At 54.4% G+C, this 16,427-nt stretch carries 8 protein-coding genes; 5 read left to right on the top strand and 3 right to left on the bottom strand.

All coding sequences use genetic code 11. The annotated features are described in order from the left end of the window. Nucleotides 1-89: 89 nt before the first annotated feature. From VH413_07410 to VH413_07400, 3 genes are read right to left on the bottom strand one after another with little or no spacing between them, the layout of a single operon-like run. On the bottom strand, nucleotides 90-1,841 hold the full coding sequence (locus VH413_07410; GenBank protein ID HEX3798512.1) for a class I mannose-6-phosphate isomerase: 1,752 nt from the start codon (nucleotides 1,839-1,841) through the stop codon (nucleotides 90-92). Next, nucleotides 1,838-2,779 carry an ROK family protein gene (locus tag VH413_07405; protein ID HEX3798511.1) on the bottom strand — a complete coding sequence of 314 codons (942 nt, stop codon included), beginning with the start codon at nucleotides 2,777-2,779 and terminating at the stop codon, nucleotides 1,838-1,840. The genes VH413_07410 and VH413_07405 overlap by 4 nt, the downstream gene beginning before the upstream one ends. Then, the gene (locus VH413_07400) at nucleotides 2,776-3,510 is read right to left on the bottom strand and encodes a GntR family transcriptional regulator (GenBank protein HEX3798510.1); all 735 of its coding nucleotides are present in this window, start codon (nucleotides 3,508-3,510) and stop codon (nucleotides 2,776-2,778) included. Before VH413_07400 ends, VH413_07405 begins: the two co-directional genes overlap by 4 nt. A 632-nt stretch (nucleotides 3,511-4,142) precedes the next feature. Here VH413_07400 and VH413_07395 point away from each other — a divergent pair. From VH413_07395 to VH413_07375, 5 genes are all read left to right on the top strand, one after another. Further along, a complete protein-coding gene (locus VH413_07395; GenBank protein ID HEX3798509.1) occupies nucleotides 4,143-6,671 on the top strand; it encodes a LamG-like jellyroll fold domain-containing protein in 2,529 nt (842 codons plus the stop codon). A 74-nt stretch (nucleotides 6,672-6,745) separates the two neighbouring features. After that, complete coding sequence (locus VH413_07390; GenBank protein HEX3798508.1) at nucleotides 6,746-7,501, top strand: prepilin-type N-terminal cleavage/methylation domain-containing protein; 756 nt, start codon at nucleotides 6,746-6,748, stop codon at nucleotides 7,499-7,501. A gap of 126 nt (nucleotides 7,502-7,627) precedes the next feature. After that, on the top strand, nucleotides 7,628-9,010 hold the full coding sequence (locus VH413_07385; protein HEX3798507.1) for a sugar porter family MFS transporter: 1,383 nt from the start codon (nucleotides 7,628-7,630) through the stop codon (nucleotides 9,008-9,010). A gap of 65 nt (nucleotides 9,011-9,075) precedes the next feature. Next, nucleotides 9,076-13,071 carry a CotH kinase family protein gene (locus VH413_07380; protein ID HEX3798506.1) on the top strand — a complete coding sequence of 1,332 codons (3,996 nt, stop codon included), beginning with the start codon at nucleotides 9,076-9,078 and terminating at the stop codon, nucleotides 13,069-13,071. 37 nt (nucleotides 13,072-13,108) lie between these two features. After that, nucleotides 13,109-16,408, top strand: a complete 3,300-nt coding sequence (locus VH413_07375) for a polysaccharide lyase family protein (GenBank protein ID HEX3798505.1) — start codon at nucleotides 13,109-13,111, stop codon at nucleotides 16,406-16,408. The last annotated feature ends 19 nt before the right edge of the window (nucleotides 16,409-16,427 follow it).

Raw genomic sequence — 16,427 nt, 5'->3', positions numbered from 1 at the left:
TGGGCGTTCCGGTTGGTACGGCCAAGTGGCAAGGCGCGGATGAGTGTCTACGCAAAGACTAATCATAGTACCCTGATGAAGCGAATGCGTCACCGCACAAATGCCTTCATAGTCGCATAATTTGAGGTAGCCGATTCATGCTGCGGCCGGATGGAATAGGGTCCCACCTGGGCGGGCACAATGAAAGTTTCAGCATAGTGAACTGTGAAAGGAGCAAAAGCGTTATCGGGACTTTCCACCACTGCTTCGTCTCCCTGCACCAGGTTGAGAACATTTACAGTGCCTTTCGTATCGTGGGTTACCTTTCGGTCAAACCAATGCCGCCGCGTTTCAATGAAGTGTCCTTCCTGCAGTCCGGTGGCTTCCTCACGCCAGCCTTCGCCCGACGCCAAAGGCCGGATGTGATTAATCAAATTGCGCTTCACCCAAAGTGGGGTGCGCTCCCAATTAATGTTGTCAATACCATGCTGCAAGTGAATCGGACGGGGGTGGCCATCCAGGCCCATGCGGCCCCAGTCCCACATTTTAAACGTGAAAATATAGGGCGTGGCGCTGATCTCCAACACCATGGAATTCGCGCCGGAACAATGCACGGTCCCCGCCGGAATCAAATAATGATCATGCTTTTTGGCGGGCCACGATTGTGCATATTTCTCGACTGGGAAGGGGCATTGGCCATTTTGGGCCGCCTTTAGATCGCGCAACATGGATGGCGAATCAATCCCGCTGCCAAGGCCGAGATAGACTTTTGCATTCGAACCGGCGTCGAGGAGGTAGTAGCTTTCGTCCTGCGTGTAGGGCATGCCAAAATGTTTTTGGATATATTCAGCCAGCGGATGCACCTGAAACGAAAGATTTCCGCCGCCCATAGTATCCAGCAAATCAAAGCGAATGGGAAATTCTGCGCCGAATCGCGCGTAAACCGCCGCGCCCAATAAACCCAGTGGCTGATCAAAAACCAAATTAAGCGCGGGAGTTTCAAAATGGATGTTGTCAAAGCCAAGCAAAAGGCTGTTCTCCTCCGGCACGCAGTCGAAGCACCAGCCATAGTTTGGATTGCTTGGATCGAGGTCAAATTTTTGTTTCATCCATTGGCCGCCCCACGGTGCCGGGTCAAAAAAAGGCACCACGCGAAATGGCCTCGTCACAGCGTGTCGCAATCCGCTCCGCACGGCTTTCCCGCTGGCAAGTTTCGGCTGGGACGGTTGGTTGGTATCCAGCATGAAGTCGCACGCGCCGATCAGGTCGCGCTTCCAACGATCCGCCACGCGCCAATCCACAAAAAACGCGCGGCGATACTTTATGCTGGCTGGCTCAAGCCGGTTTGGAACACCTAAATTGCCGATTTCATTCCGGCGAAAACGCTGTTGGATCTCCCAGCGCGCCAAATCTGCGTAAACCAAGATGTCACCGTCGGCGAGCAGGCGGGCGCCGCAGCCAACGATTAATATCAACCCCTCGGTCGTTTGCGCCACTTGCCGTTTCAACGCTTGAATTTTTTCACTGTCGAAAAATTTTTCGAGAGTCAGGTCGGCTAGAAAACCGAAAACCGGTTCATTTTCGCGAAGAAACGGGGCAACCAGCGATTCTATCGTAGAGTGAGACAACATGGCCTCGCTGGCGCGCAAAACCAATTTGGCGGACAAAGAAATTGCCAAGCGCTCCAGCAACTCCGTTTCATTCACGCCGGGGTAACAATCAATCAACAAAACCGTCCGGCGCGCGGATCTTTGGGTAATCGCTTGCCGCAATCGTTCGGTGCAGCCGTCCCATCCGGCGACGCATTCGCCTGCGGCGCCCGGTACCGCCACCACCGGGAATTTATCGTAATTGGATTTCATGCCGCCAGGTAATCCTCCAACAACCATTCACCGGCCAGCAGGGCGGCCTTTTCGCCCAGAGACGAAGCGGCCACGGTCACTTTGCCCCACGGCGTGTGGGCGTGGCGATTTACGTAATCCTGGATCTGCGGCAAAATGAGGTCCGCGCTGCCCATGACTCCGCCGCCCATAATCAATAATTCCGGATCGAATACATGGATCAAACTCACCGCCAATGCGGACCAAACCTGGACGCTATGGTCGGCCAGGGCCTTGGCCCGCGGATCACCCTCGGACGCGAGACGAAAAACCGCCGCATAATCCACCAGTGATTCTTCGGGAATTATGTTCGCGTGCGTTGCCTTTTCCCGGAACTTTTTTTCCAGCACGGAAGTGGAGGCCTCCGCTTCCGCACAGCCGATATTTCCGCAAATGCAAGCGCGGCCAAGGTGATTGACGGTAATATGTCCGCCGAGAATTCCGGCCTGGCCATGCGCCCCGCGCATCACTTGGCCTCCCAGCACCGCCGAAACGCCGATCCCGGTGCCAAGGGTGATCATCACGATATCATTGCAGTCGTTCCATTCTCCATAACGCCATTCGCCGATGAGTGCCATGCGGGCATCATTGTCCATTGCCAGGGGCAATCCAAAAGTGCGTTCAGCCCATTCGCGAAAATTAAACGAACTGCCGTCGCTGAATTTGCCAAAGTGATCCAGGATACGCGCGTTGGCCGTGTCAATAATGCTGGGATACGCGATCGCCAGCCCATCGCACTCGCGAGCCGTTGTTCCCGCATCGGCGCAGAGTTGGTGAAGCGCGTCGGCCAATGAATCAAGGCGGTCTCGCAAAGGTTTCTCAGCCTGGGCGGCAATGATTTTTTGCGCCAAAACTGTTCCATTGCAAATCAAGCCAAGTTTGATGCGCCGCCCGCCGAAATCAACGGCCATCGTTTTCATGGTTCGCTGCGGCGCATATCCAGCGAAAGCGTGAAGCGAGAACTGACGTAGCAGACTTCCGCAAATTCAAACGGCCGGTTTCCCGGATCATAAACGGTGTGGCGGCGAAGCAAAAGCGGTGTGCCGCGGTTCACCCGAAGCAACCGGGCGATCCGCGTTTCGGCGCTGACTGCCAGAAATTCCTCCCTGGCATGGTGCGGGCGCACTCCTGTGTGCTTTTCCAGCATTTCGTAAAGGGGCAGGTTGATCTGCTCATCACCGGATAATTTAAGCCGGGGATGGAACCACGAGGTCGAATGGAGAACGGGCTGATCGTTCCATCCGCGCACCCGCTCCAGGCGCAAGATCGGCGTGCCCTCGTCCAGTTGCAGGGCTTGGGCGGCGGCTTCGGTCGCTTTCGCTTGCTGATATTTGATGCTGAAATTCTGCACGGTGATCCCTTTGGAGGCCATTTCGCGTGTAAAGCTGCGCCACTCTTTTATTCCCGATTCAGGCTGCTGGCCGGAAGCGCGCGTGCCGACGCCGGCCTTCCGTTCGAGGATGCCCTCAAAAACCAACTTGCTGATGCCGGACCGGACCGTGCCGCGGCTGACGCCTAATTGCGCCGCGAGAGTAATTTCATCCGGCAGCAAATCGCCTCTTTGATAATTGGCTTGGCGAACCAGGTCGCGCAGCAAAGCTTCAACCTGCGCGCGCAGAGGCAAGGCACTTTTGTGGTCAATCGAAAGCATATTTAATTGTATAGACAATTAAATAAAAATTGTCAATCCGAAAAAAATTGAGATGGAAAGGCAACCTGGGCCACGCGGCAAAAACGCGTCCGAGACCCTCCGGTAAAAATAAAAATACCGGGGGAGGATGGATCTTTGCGCCATTTTCAAGCTCTTGGCGGGATGAAGAAGCGCGCGGCCCGCTTGAGAATATCGCGCATTTCATTTCGTGACGGGCAGGGCAGGCGTTGAATCCTGATCTTTCCCGAGGCGCGGTCCGCCACTGTCCAGGGAGGCAAATGGTCTCGCAAAAAACCCGCCGGATTCCGGGGCCGGAAAAGCGGTGCCAATAAATTTTTAGAAAAAGCTTGATTTTGTAAGTATCAATATATATATGTTTAAACAATTCACTCGTTAAATGTTGTTCGCCTTGGGTGGGCCGCGGTCCCGGCAAGTATTCCGATATGAAATTTGCGCAACCTGATCATGCGAACCCCGCTGAAATAAAACAGGCGGGAGCAGGCACGGGCCTTGGCGTCGGATGGCGGCGGTTCGGTTATAGATTTGGCGCTCGCGCGAATGTGCGCGAATGCGCGCGCTAAATCCTTTAAGGAAGCCAATTGTTAGCGATATCAACCCAAAAAACGAAACCTATGAAACTATCTTTTCCACGCTGGATGCGCCAGGCCGCCTTGCTGGCACTGTTTTCCCTGTTCATTGTCGCGCGGGCAAAAGCCCTCGATCTCATCGGCCCGGATGGCACTATTTATTCCGGCATTTCTGATAACACCCATTATAACGATTCATATTCCAGCGCTAATCTGTTCAATGAGAATTTGACCGGGGTCAGTGTGGGAGCCACCCTGGGCGATGGCAATGAATATGCCACGGCGAGCGTGGCTGATGGTTTTGTCGCGTTTCAACTGGATCAAAATTACACTAATATTGCCTCAGTCTTTTATGCCCAGCGGGGAGGTAACGATCCCAATGCGGATAAGATCCAGGAGATTGACGTTTGGAGCAGCGTGAGCACGCCATTTACGGCTGCGGATCCGGGCACCGCGCCTAATGCCGTGGTGACGGTCACGAACAGTTCTGGCGCCATTTGGTCGGAATATCCCCTGACCAATATTATTTCTGGCCAATATTTTTTAGTGAAGTTTCATCAAAGCACCTTGAACGGCAATCCCGGTGGACGGGAGTTCCGTTTTGGCGCAAACCTTTCGCAGCCACCGGGCGCTCTGATAACTCCGCTTGCGGATAAAAGCGTGTACGTCGGCGGCTCCGCGTTTTTTAGCGGGGTTGTCTCGATCGGAACTGCCCCATTGTTTTATTCGTGGACTCATGGAAGTACGGTTTTGACGAATGGCGGTTCCATTTCAGGGGCGAACACGGGCAACCTCGTCATTTCCAATGCGGCGCTAAGTGACGCCGGCGCTTACACGCTTACAGTTTCAAATAACTTCGGCTCCATTACTGCCTCGGCCAATCTAAGCGTCCTCGCCGCGCCGACTGAAGCCGTGGAAGCATTGATGGTTTCCAAAAAACCGGTGGCCTACTACCAGCTCAATGAGTCCTTCGGGCCGGCCGCTCTTGACCTGGAAGGAAGTTACAATGGCGTCTATGGCGGGGATTCCCTTCTGGGAGTGGCCGGGCCGCAACCCACATCGTTCCCCGGTTTTTCGTCAAGCAATACCGCGGTGCAAACCACCGGCTTTGATATCAACTCGGCGGTGACCTTGCCGCCGCTCAATCTAACGAACGCCAGCACTACGAACGCCGTGTCCATCGTGGCCTGGATTTATCCCGATGATTCAGCCGGCGCGCAACAGCCTTACACTGGCATCGTTTTTTGCCGCGGGTCGGGGACTGCTGCCGGAATGATTTGCTCCGGCGACGGCACCCAACTGGGCTATCAATGGAATGGCAACCGTTATGCCTTTAATTCCGGTTTGGTTCTGCCCGCCAACCAATGGACGCTGGTGGCCCTGGTCTATACGACTAACTTCACCACTCTCTATATGGGGTCGAGCAATGGTGTGGTGCTTTCGGCAGTGGATAATTTTAAACAAGCCGGTCAGACCTTCGCGGGGCCGACTTCGATTGGGCTGGATACTGATGTGGGCGAATCCGCCCGGACGTTCAACGGACGCATTGATGACGTGGCGTTTTTTAATCGCGCTCTCTCCTCGTCTGACATCAATGCGCTCTATGCGACCGCCGTGGGAATCAATCCCACCGTGCAAATTCTAAGCCAAACGACAAATGATTCCGCGGTTTTGGGCGACGCCATAACTCTCTCCGTGACGGTGAGCGGATTGAACCCGGTATTCCAGTGGTACAAGAACAATGCGGTCGTTTCCGGCGCCACGAACGCCTCATTTACCGTTACCACCAATGCCGTGTTGAGCGACGCGGGGAATTATTACGTGCTCGCCTCCAACCAGGTCAATTCCGTTACCAGCGCCGCCATCAACGTGGCCGTGGCAAATTATTCGATCCGCCCGCTGAGCCCCACGGGATCGCTCTATACGAATCTGGTTGAAAGCGGCGAGTATCCCGATTCCAACTTTAGCTACACCTCTACCAACTTGTTTGACAGCGATCTGACCGGCGTTCCGCTGGGTACAATCCTTGGCGGGAATGATTGGGCTATCTCCGGCCCCGGGCCGGCTTATCTGAGCTTTCAGGTTGATAAATCCTATGCGGTGAATGCGGTCTATTACGCTCAACGCAGCGGCAGTGATCCCAACGCCGATAAAATTGACTTCATCAGCTTGTGGGCCAGTGCGACGACTCCATTTGACCCGTTAAACCCTCCGGGAACTCCTCCCGATGCAGAAGTTGCCGTCCCGGATCCCTCCGGAGCCACGCTGGATCGCTACTTATTGCCCGCGACCATCACCGGGCAATATTTTCTGCTGGAACTGAAGCAAAATCCAGTGGATACCGCCGCCCCCAACAACAATATCGGCGGCAAGGAATTCCGTTTGGGCGTCCCGACCACCCCTCCGGTGCAGTTGGGCATCTCTCAATCTGGCGGCAAACTGACGCTGACGTGGCCATCCGGGATATTGCAGCAATCAACAAATGTTTCCGGACCTTTCGCGCCGTCCAGCGGCATTACCAGCGGCGTGCCGTTTACTCCGACCAATTCGCAAATGTTTTATCGCATCCACTAATTGCCGAGCCATCTCAGCCTAATGTCGCCGGGAGCAGGAACTCCCGGCGACAATCCTTTGAAAGGCATTTTATTATGAAAAGCACAACGATTAAACATAGCGAAGCGGGGAATGGTTTTACCCTGATCGAACTACTGGTCGTCATCGCCATCATTGCCATTTTGGCCGGGTTATTGCTGCCGGCGTTGGCGCGGGCCAAAGCCGCCGGCCTGCGCACTCAATGTATCAACAACCAACATCAAATTGGTCTGGCTTGCAATATGTACGCCACCGATAACAGTGAATCCTTTCCGGTGCATTCCGGTTGGGCGACGCTCGGGGGCCAGTGCCCCACTAATCCTTACATAGCAGGACCCGCGAGTTACTATCGGGGGCAGGACTCGGAAGCCAGTCGGCCCCTCAATAAGTATCTCGGCAGTGTAAATGTGTTTCACTGTCCGGCCGACAAGGGAGATCCGATCAATCCTGTCTCGTCTGGTGGTCCAAAAACCTGCTGGGACGGGTGGGGGAACAGTTATTTGGTTGAATGGTCAGGGGACCTTTTCCGAGTCGCAAAAGTGACGGGCTGTGATGGCAAGTATTTCGCCGCTTCCGCCCCGATCAAGGCTACGACCGTGGCGCAGAGGCCTTCGACGAAACTTATTCTTGGCGATTGGTGCTGGCAGGGCAATCGTGATCCTTATAACCAGGGCGCAATCTGGCATAACAACAGCGGCCAGCGAAACGAAGCCGTTTTGTTCGGAGACGCGCACGTCGAGTTCTATAAATTTCCCGCCGACCTGGCGGCCAACATGAACACGGTCCCCGATCAAAATTATCTCTTCTGGTGAAAATCTGAAAATCTTAACTCAACAAAAAATGGCTGTGGCGATTTTCGAGTGTCCAACCGCTCTGCAGTGGCATGGTGACTTTGGCTGTCCTTGTGTTGAATATCGTTTTAGAATGCCGACCGTAAAATGAACACCACGACGACGACCAATTCGATTTGGTTTGTGGCGTTCGTCACGGCCGTCACGGCCATCGGTGGTTTCCTCTTTGGATACGATACGGCCGTCATCAACGGGGCCAACTCCTATCTCAAGGCAAACATGCATCTTTCGCCCAGCCAGGAAGGTTTTGCCGGGGCCAGCGCGATTCTTGGCTGCATCCCGGGAGCCATGTGCGCCGGTTTCCTCAGCGACCGGTTCGGGCGAAAAAAACTGCTGCTGGCCTGCGCCGCGCTCTTTGCCATCAGCGGTTTGTTGTCCGCTGTGCCGCGCACTTTTGAACAATTTCTGACCGCCCGCTTCATCAGTGGGCTCGGCATCGGCTCGTCGTCCATGATATGCCCGGTATATATCGCCGAGATCGCCCCGGAAAAATGGCGTGGGCGGCTTGGCTCACTATTTCAGTTGGGAATCGTCTCCGGTATTTTCCTGACTTTGTTTATCAACAAGGTCGTCCAGGGGATGGGGAACGAAGCCTGGAACATCGCCTCGGGCTGGCGTTGGATGCTCGGAATGGAAGCCGTTCCCGCCATTATTTTCTTCGGCCTGCTTTTTCTAGTTCCGGAAAGCCCGCGCTGGCTGGCGCAAAAAGGCCGCGAACAAGAAGCTCGCCAGGTGCTGTCACACGTGGGTGACGCCGCCTATGCCGAAACCGAGTTGACTGCGATCAAATCCGCGATTTCGAGCGAGACGGGAAAACTTTCCGAATTGTTTTCGCGAACTTATTCCCGGCCGCTGGCCATTGCCGTCCTATTGATGGCTTGCTCCCAATTCTGCGGGATCAACGCCATCATGTATTACTCCTCACGAATTTTCGAATCCGCCGGGTTGGCTAGGAATTCGGCTTTTGCTTCTTCCATCTGGATTGGACTCATCAATTTGCTGTTCACATTCCTGGCGATTTTTTTTATAGATCGAGCCGGTCGCCGGCCTTTGTTGCTGATTGGCACCGCCGTGCAGGCCGTTGCGCTGGGGATGGTCGGCTGGATGTTCCATTCCGGACATCACGAGCTGGCGCTGTTGCTGTGGGTACTGGTATTCATTGCGGCGTTTGCCATGGCCATGGGACCGATTCCCTGGATCATCTGCTCGGAAATATTTCCCGGCAAATTACGGGCGCGAGCCATGTCGGTCGCGACACTGGCGATTTGGAGTTCGTGCTACCTCGTGGCCCAGACGTTTCCGATGCTTAATGATGACCCGATGATTGGCCCGGCGGCGACCTTCTGGATTTACGGCGCGGTGAGCCTGTTTTCCTTTTTTTTCGTGCTGACAATGATCAAGGAAACCAAGGGCAAAAGCCTAGAAGAAATCGAAAGCGAATGGAAACGCGCGGCGGTTTCTACCGTTTAACCTTGTGAACGGACGATTTTGAGATGGCTGATTAAAATGGATTTATCGTCGCGAGTAATATGTATATGTTTATACAAGTAATGATCCGCTCGCGGCGGCTCCATCTCGCCACCACGTGTCTCGGCAGTTCATTTTTTTACTTCGTAACCATCCTCGATCCAATGGAACGCAAGGGGGTGCGCATTGCCGTCATCTTCTTCGGCGCCATGCTTTTTTGTGCCCGGCCGGCGGATGCGTTGTATGTGATTGGCCCGGCGCCTGGACTCTATTCCGCGGTGAGCGATAGCAGCCATTACGATTCAACCTATACTGCGGCCAACCTTTTTAATTTCAACGTCACTGGGCTCCCGCTCAACTCCCAGTTGAATGATAGCGCGGAATTTGCAAAAAATGGCGGTGGCACGAGTTACGTTGCGTTTTCGCTTGATCAGGTATACACCAACGTCGGCTCGCTTTTTTACGCCCAGCGCAGCGGCGGCATTGCCTCGGCGGATAAAGTTTCCCAGATCAGTGTTTGGACCGGCAGCACTCCCTTCGCCGCGATGGATCCCGGCACTCCCCCCAATACCGTCGTGACCATTACCAACGCGCAAAGCGCCATTTGGAACGAATATTTGATGACCAATCTTATCGCGGGCCGATACTTTCTATTGAAATTGGATCAGGCCGTTGACGATGGCAATCCGGGTGGGCGCGAATTGCGCCTGGGTTCCACAACTCCCAACACAAACACCGTCCCTCCGGCGGCGGAACTCTGGACCACGCTGGGCATTTCGGAATTCATGGCCGACAATGAGCACACGGTGACCGATGTGGATGGCGATTACTCTGGTTGGGTGGAAATTTTTAACCCCACCCCAAATGATTTAAGCCTCGGCAACTGGTTTCTAACCAGCAGCTCCAATAATCTCACCCAATGGCAGATTCCCAATGTCACCGTGCCGGCCAACGATTACATCGTCATTTTTGCTTCCGGCAAAAATCGAACCAATATTACAGCGGAACTGCACACGAATTTTGAACTCCTCGTGGGCGGCGGTTATCTGGCACTGGTGGATGCAAACACCAACCTCGTTTCGGCGTTCGACCATTATCCCGCGCAAACTGCCGATGTTTCTTACGGCCGCGATGCGATCAGCGTAAATGCCACCGGTTACTTCGCCAATCCCACTCCGGCGAATGCGAACTCAACCACGGGCTCCAATGCCGCGCCCGCAGTGGTGTTCTCCCAAGCCGGCGGCACGTTCACGAATTCGTTTCAATTACAGATCACCGATTCCGTTACAAACGCGGCGATTTATTACACGCTCGATGGCACACCGCCGACAGTCGCTTCACAGCTTTACACCCAGCCCATCACGATAAACAATTCAGTGCAGGTTCGTGCGCGCGCGTTTGCGACAGGATTGATGCCCGGCGCTCCGCACAGTGAAACCTATCTTTTGCTGGCGGGCGATCTGGTGAACACCAATTCGGATTTGCCCGCGATTGTCATTTATAATTTTGCCGCCGGCAGCGTCCCGCAGGGCGGAAATCAATTTGCCAACATTGCTGTCTATGAGCCGAGTAATGGGGTCACGTCACTGACCAATCCGCCGACTTTCAACACGCGCGCGTTGATCGAGGTGCACGGCTCATCCACGGCGGCTTTTCCCAAACAGGCATTTTCCGTTGATTTTGTTGACGATTTGAACAATGACGCGAATTACACGCCGCTGGGATTGCCGGCACAATCCGATTTTATTTTGTATGCCCCTGATCCTTTCGAACCGGTTTTGATTCACAATCCGCTCATCTACCAGTTGAGCACTGATATCGGCCGATATGCGCCCCGCACCCGCATGTGCGAAGTATATCTGAATACCACGGGCGGCAGCCTGAGCGCCGCAAATTATAACGGTATCTATGTTTTGGAGGAGAAAATCACCTGGGACCAAAATCGGGTGAACATCAACAAAATTCATAACGTGGATCAACTGCATCCCAACGATAATACCGGCACAAATGTGACCGGCGGTTACCTCATGAAGATTGACCGCCTGGACCAAGGCGAATCGGGATTTAATTCCGCCGGCCAGTTGATTGTTTATGACAAACCGAGCGAGGATAATATCACGATGCCGGAGCGCATTCCGCAGCAGCAATATCTCCAGACTTACATGGATTCCTTCGGCGACGCCTTGATCAGTTCTTCCTATACTAATTTGCTCACCGGTTATCCGGCCTATGTGGATGTGCCGTCGGCTCTTGATCATCACATCCTCAATGTGATGGCATTCAATGTGGATGCGTTGCGATTGAGCGCGTTTTTTTATAAAGACCGGAATGACAAAATTTTCTTTGGGCCGATTTGGGATTTTGACCGTTCCCAAGGTTCGACCGATGGACGCGATTTCAGCCCGCTCTATTGGAGTTCGCTGTCGCCGCCGCCGGATTTCGGGACAGATTTTTTTAATTACAGTTGGTGGGGGCGGATGTTCACCGACATTGATTTTTGGCAAGCCTGGATAGATCGCTACCAGGATTTAAGGACTGGGCCGCTCTCGACCAATCATATCTATTCGGTCATTGATTCGCTGGTGGTCCAGATACAACACGAACAACCCCGCGAAGTAGCGCGCTGGCCATCCTTGACCACGCCCCGGTCAGGAACGGTGACGATCTACAACTATACCTATAATTTTCCCGGAACCTATCAAGGCGAAGTGAGCTTTTTGAAGAAATGGTACGCCGACCGTTTGAATTTCATGGATACCAATTTTCTGGCGCGCCCGCTGCTCAACCGCAGCGGCGGCGGTTTCGCGCCGGGATTTTCCCTGGTCATGACTTCACCGGGTGGCGGCAGCATTTATTACACGACTAATGGACTTGATCCCCGCATTTCTGGCGGAACGATCCGGCCCGGAGCACTGGCTTATACCGGGCCGATTCCGCTCGCTACAAATACCACGGTCATGGCACGCGCTTTCAATCCGGCGCATCAAAATCTGACCGGCACGAATAATCCGCCTTTAAACAGTCCGTGGTCGGGACTTGTTCAGGCCGTTTTTGTTCCCGCAACCGCGCCAACGATAACTCAAAGTCCGGCGAGTTTGGATGCCTACATCGGCCAAAGCCCAACCTTCACCATTCAAGCAGCCGGCAGCCCGGCTCCCGGTTACCATTGGGAATTCAACAATGTTAGTTTGGCCGGTCAAACCAATTCGCTATTGACGCTGCCAAACGTACAAACAAATCAAACGGGAGTTTATTCGATTGTGGCCAGCAATAACTATGGAAGCGCGACCGCATCATTCACGCTCAATGTGACGATCAAGCCAAACCTGGTTATAACCGAGGCGATGTCCAGCGAGTCCAAGGGGACAAATAATTCCACTCTTGATCACGAAGATTGGTGGGAGTTAAGCAACCTCGGCGCCTTCGCGGTAAACTTGCAGGGATATCGCTTTGATGACAGCCATGATTCCCTGACTAACGGAGATGTCATCACGAATGCGGTCAGTATCGCTCCGAGCGAATCCATTGTGCTGGCTGAAGACATGACGGCGGCGCAATTCCAACTCTGGTGGGGCTTGGCCCAACTTCCCGCCCATCTGCAAATCATCACCTATCCCTCCATTGGTTTCAGTGCCAGCGGCGATAATATTTATTTATGGAATGCCGCCGCCACGTCGGTGACGGATACCGTGGCCATGGCTGCCTTTCCAGCCGCAGTTCGCGGTGTGTCCTTTGGCTATAATCCCGACACGCAAATGTTTGGCCAACTAAGCACCGTTGGAACCCGTGGCGCTTTTCCGGCGGCGGTGAATGGCGACATCGGGTCGCCCGGTTACTTCATCAACTCGCCCCAGTTCACCCAATTAAGTTTCAACTTGGCCAGTGGCCTTAGGTTGAGTTTCTCCGCCCAGCCGGAACGCAGCTATACTCTGCAATACAAAACCAATCTGGCCGATCCGGTCTGGTTAACCGCGACTAACATTACCGCGATTTCAAACTCCGTCACCCTTCGCGACCCGGCCACCAATTCCTCCCGCTATTATCGTTTGGAAACAAATCCCTGACGAACTCAAGCTGCGCAACTCGATCACAAAATATTATATGAAAAAATGGATTCAATACTTTCTGGCAATCATGGCGTTCCCGGTGTTGTGCACTTCAGCCGCAGACGCACATTTACTCTGGCAAATTGGCAAGCCGGACCGCGACGGCTCCGAATTCGCGCTGGCGCCAAAAGGCTATGGGCAATTCAAGGCGGACGGCTTGTTCATCGTCGGCGCATCTGACGCCAAACGTGATTGGCCATACGTGCAGCCGGGACCTGACGATGCCTGGGCCGGCAGTTCCAGGCATCGTTTCAAAGTGATTTTCGGCGTCCGGCAGCCGGTTCAAACGGGCAACTGCGAATTGACCGTGGACTTGCTGGATACGCAATCGCAGACGCCGCCGAAATTGCATATTGAAATTAATGGCCACGCATTCGAGCGGCAGATGCCCCCGGGAGGAGGAGATGCCTCGATCGAGGGCGATTTTGCGAGCGGCAAGCCGTATCAATTCAAGGTGGAATTTCCGGCCGCGCTGCTTAACTCCACCAACATCATCAGCATCGCCAGCGTTTCGGGAAGCTGGATGCTTTACGATTCTTTGTCGCTCACAGTACCGGCGGAAGTTGAGTCCGTCCCAGTGACCAGGTTTGCATCGCTGGCTTCGTTTGATATCGAAAACGCGTTGGTTGAGCAGGACGGAAAACTTTTTCGACCGATGACAGCATCGCTGGTTTACGCCGGGCCGGAGCATGAAGTGTCAGTGCGCTTGGGTGGGACGGAAATCAGCCGGCAACCGCTGGTCAAGGGGCTTCAGGAAATCAAGGTTTTATCTCCCGAAGTCACTAGCGAAACCAAAACAGTTTTCTCGCTCGTTGCCGGTGAGGAAACTTTGGCCAGCCAGTCGGTGACCTTTGAGCCAGTGGGGCATTTCACAATTTATCTATTGATGCACTCGCACAATGACAATGGTTACACCGACGTGCAACCCAACATCGCCAAAAAACAGGCCGGCAATGTGAAACGCGCACTGGAACTCATCCGCCAGACAAAAGATTATCCGGCCGGTTCCCGCTTTAAATGGAATCTGGAAGTTTTTTTGCCCGCGGACGATTTTTATGCGACCGCCACCCCCGAACAAAAAAAGGAATTTGAGGAAGCGGTTCATGATGGTGACATCGGCGTTGACGGCATGTATGGCAACCTGCTGACCGGGTTATGCCGCCCGGAAGAATTGTTGGAACAGTTCACCTTTGCCGCCGAACTAAACCGCCGCTGCGACGTGACCATGGACTCGATGATGTTAAGCGATGTCCCGGGTTTGACCTGGGGCGTTGTCCCGGCGATGGCGCAAAATGGAATAAAATATCTTTCAGCCGGGCCCAATGAAGGCGACCGGATTGGTTACATCCGCGAACAGTGGGAAAATCGGCCATTCTATTGGCTTTCCCAGTCAGGGCAGGAGAAAGTGCTTTATTGGGGTTCCCAGGGGGGATATTCCATGGGCCACCATTACTCCTCGCTGCTGAAGGCGCTTCCGGTCTTGTTGCGAAACCTTGAAACAAAACATTACCCTTACGAATTTGTGCAATTGCGCTGGACCCGCGGCGACAACGGCGGTCCTGACGAAGCTGCGATGGACGAAGTGCGCCAATGGAACGCGGATCATGCCTGGCCTAAGCTTGTCATTGCCACTACCAGCGAGGCGTTCCACGCTTTCGAGCGGCGTTATGGCGCCACGCTGCCGACCTACCAGGGCGATCTCACGCCATATTGGGAGGATGGCGCGCCTTCGAGCGCCAGCGAAACCGCGCTGAACCGTCATTCCGCGGATCGCCTGGTGCAGGCCGAAACGCTTTGGGCTTTGTTGGATCCTACTCCTTTTCCCGCCACTACTTTTGGCGCCGCGTGGAAAAATGTCGTCCTGTGGAGCGAGCATACGTGGGGCGCTTACAATAGCATTTCCGAACCCGATAAACAAAGCGTGAAGGACGAATGGCGCTACAAACAAGGTTATGCCTTGGATGCCAGCGAGGAATCGCTGAAACTATTGGCGGAAGCATCCTCCCGGCGCGGCGCGGCGGTGAAAGACGCTGTGGATGTTTTCAACACCGCTTCGTGGCTCCGCACGGATTTGGTGACGCTGCCGAAGGAAACAAAGGGTGACGGCGTAAAAGAGGAGAACGGTCAAGCCGTCCCGGCGCAACGGCTTTCAACCGGTGAATTGGTTTTTTTGGCCCGCGACGTGCCACCATTTGGTTCCAAGCGTTTTGTCATCGGCGCCGATACAGCTCCGGCCGGGATGGCGCGCGCGGAAGGTGCGACTTTATCCACGCCATCATTGACGGTGAAGTTGGACACCGCAACCGGCGCGATCAGCAGTGTGCGCCAGGCGGATCTGGATGTTGAATTGGCCGGCGGCCAGATCAATCGTTACCTCTATTTGCCTGGCCGCAATGTGAATGATGCCCAACCCAACGGCCCTTCAAAAATCACCGTCAAAGAATCCGGCCCCTTGGTGGCGTCATTGCTCGTCGAATCCACCGCTCCCGGCTGCCGCGGGCTCGCCCGTGAAGTGCGATTGGTTGATGGCCTGGACCGGGTTGAAATCAGTGACGTGGTGGACAAGGAAGCGGTACGGGCGGTGGAGGGCGTGCATTTGGGATTTGAGTTTAACGTGCCCAATCCAGTTGTGCGCATCAATAGCCCGGGCGCCATCGAGCAAACTGAAAAAGACCAGCTTCCCGGCGCGTGCAAAAACTGGTTTTCGGTCGAGCGCTGGGTGGATATTTCCAACGATGACTATGGCGTGACCTGGGCCACGGCGGATGCGCCACTCGTGGAAGTCGGCGGATTGACGGCCAACCTGCCGCGCGGCCAGGGAAATCCCAACGCCTATCTCAAAACGATCCAACCCTCGTCCAAAATCTATTCCTGGGTGATGAACAATCATTGGCATACGAATTATCGGGCCGAGCAGGAAGGGCCGGTCCGTTTCAATTATGCTTTTTTCGTGCACGCGAGGTATAATCCAGCCGCCGCCATGAGATTCGGCATCGAAAGCACCGAGCCTTTGATCGTAATTCCCGCCGCCGGCAATAAGCCCCAGCCTTCCCGATTGCGCATCGAACCGGACAGTGTTTTGGCCACGGTTCTGAAGCCAAGCGACGACGGCAAAGCTCTTATCATCCGCCTCTTCAATGTCTCCGCCAAGCCTGAGCAGGCAAAGCTGATTTGGGGCGAGCAGCCGAAGTCCATCTTTTTGAGCAACGCCAGCGAACAATCCCTGCGACCGGTAAATGGCGCTGTGAAAATTGCCGGTTGGGACACCGTCACTTTGCGTGCCGAGGGTTTTTAAAAGGTCTTTACTGCTGGTG

It is taken from the genome of Verrucomicrobiia bacterium, assembly GCA_036268055.1.
Classification (GTDB): domain Bacteria; phylum Verrucomicrobiota; class Verrucomicrobiia; order Limisphaerales; family Pedosphaeraceae; genus DATAUW01.
This window is presented reverse-complemented; position numbering and strand designations above follow the sequence as displayed.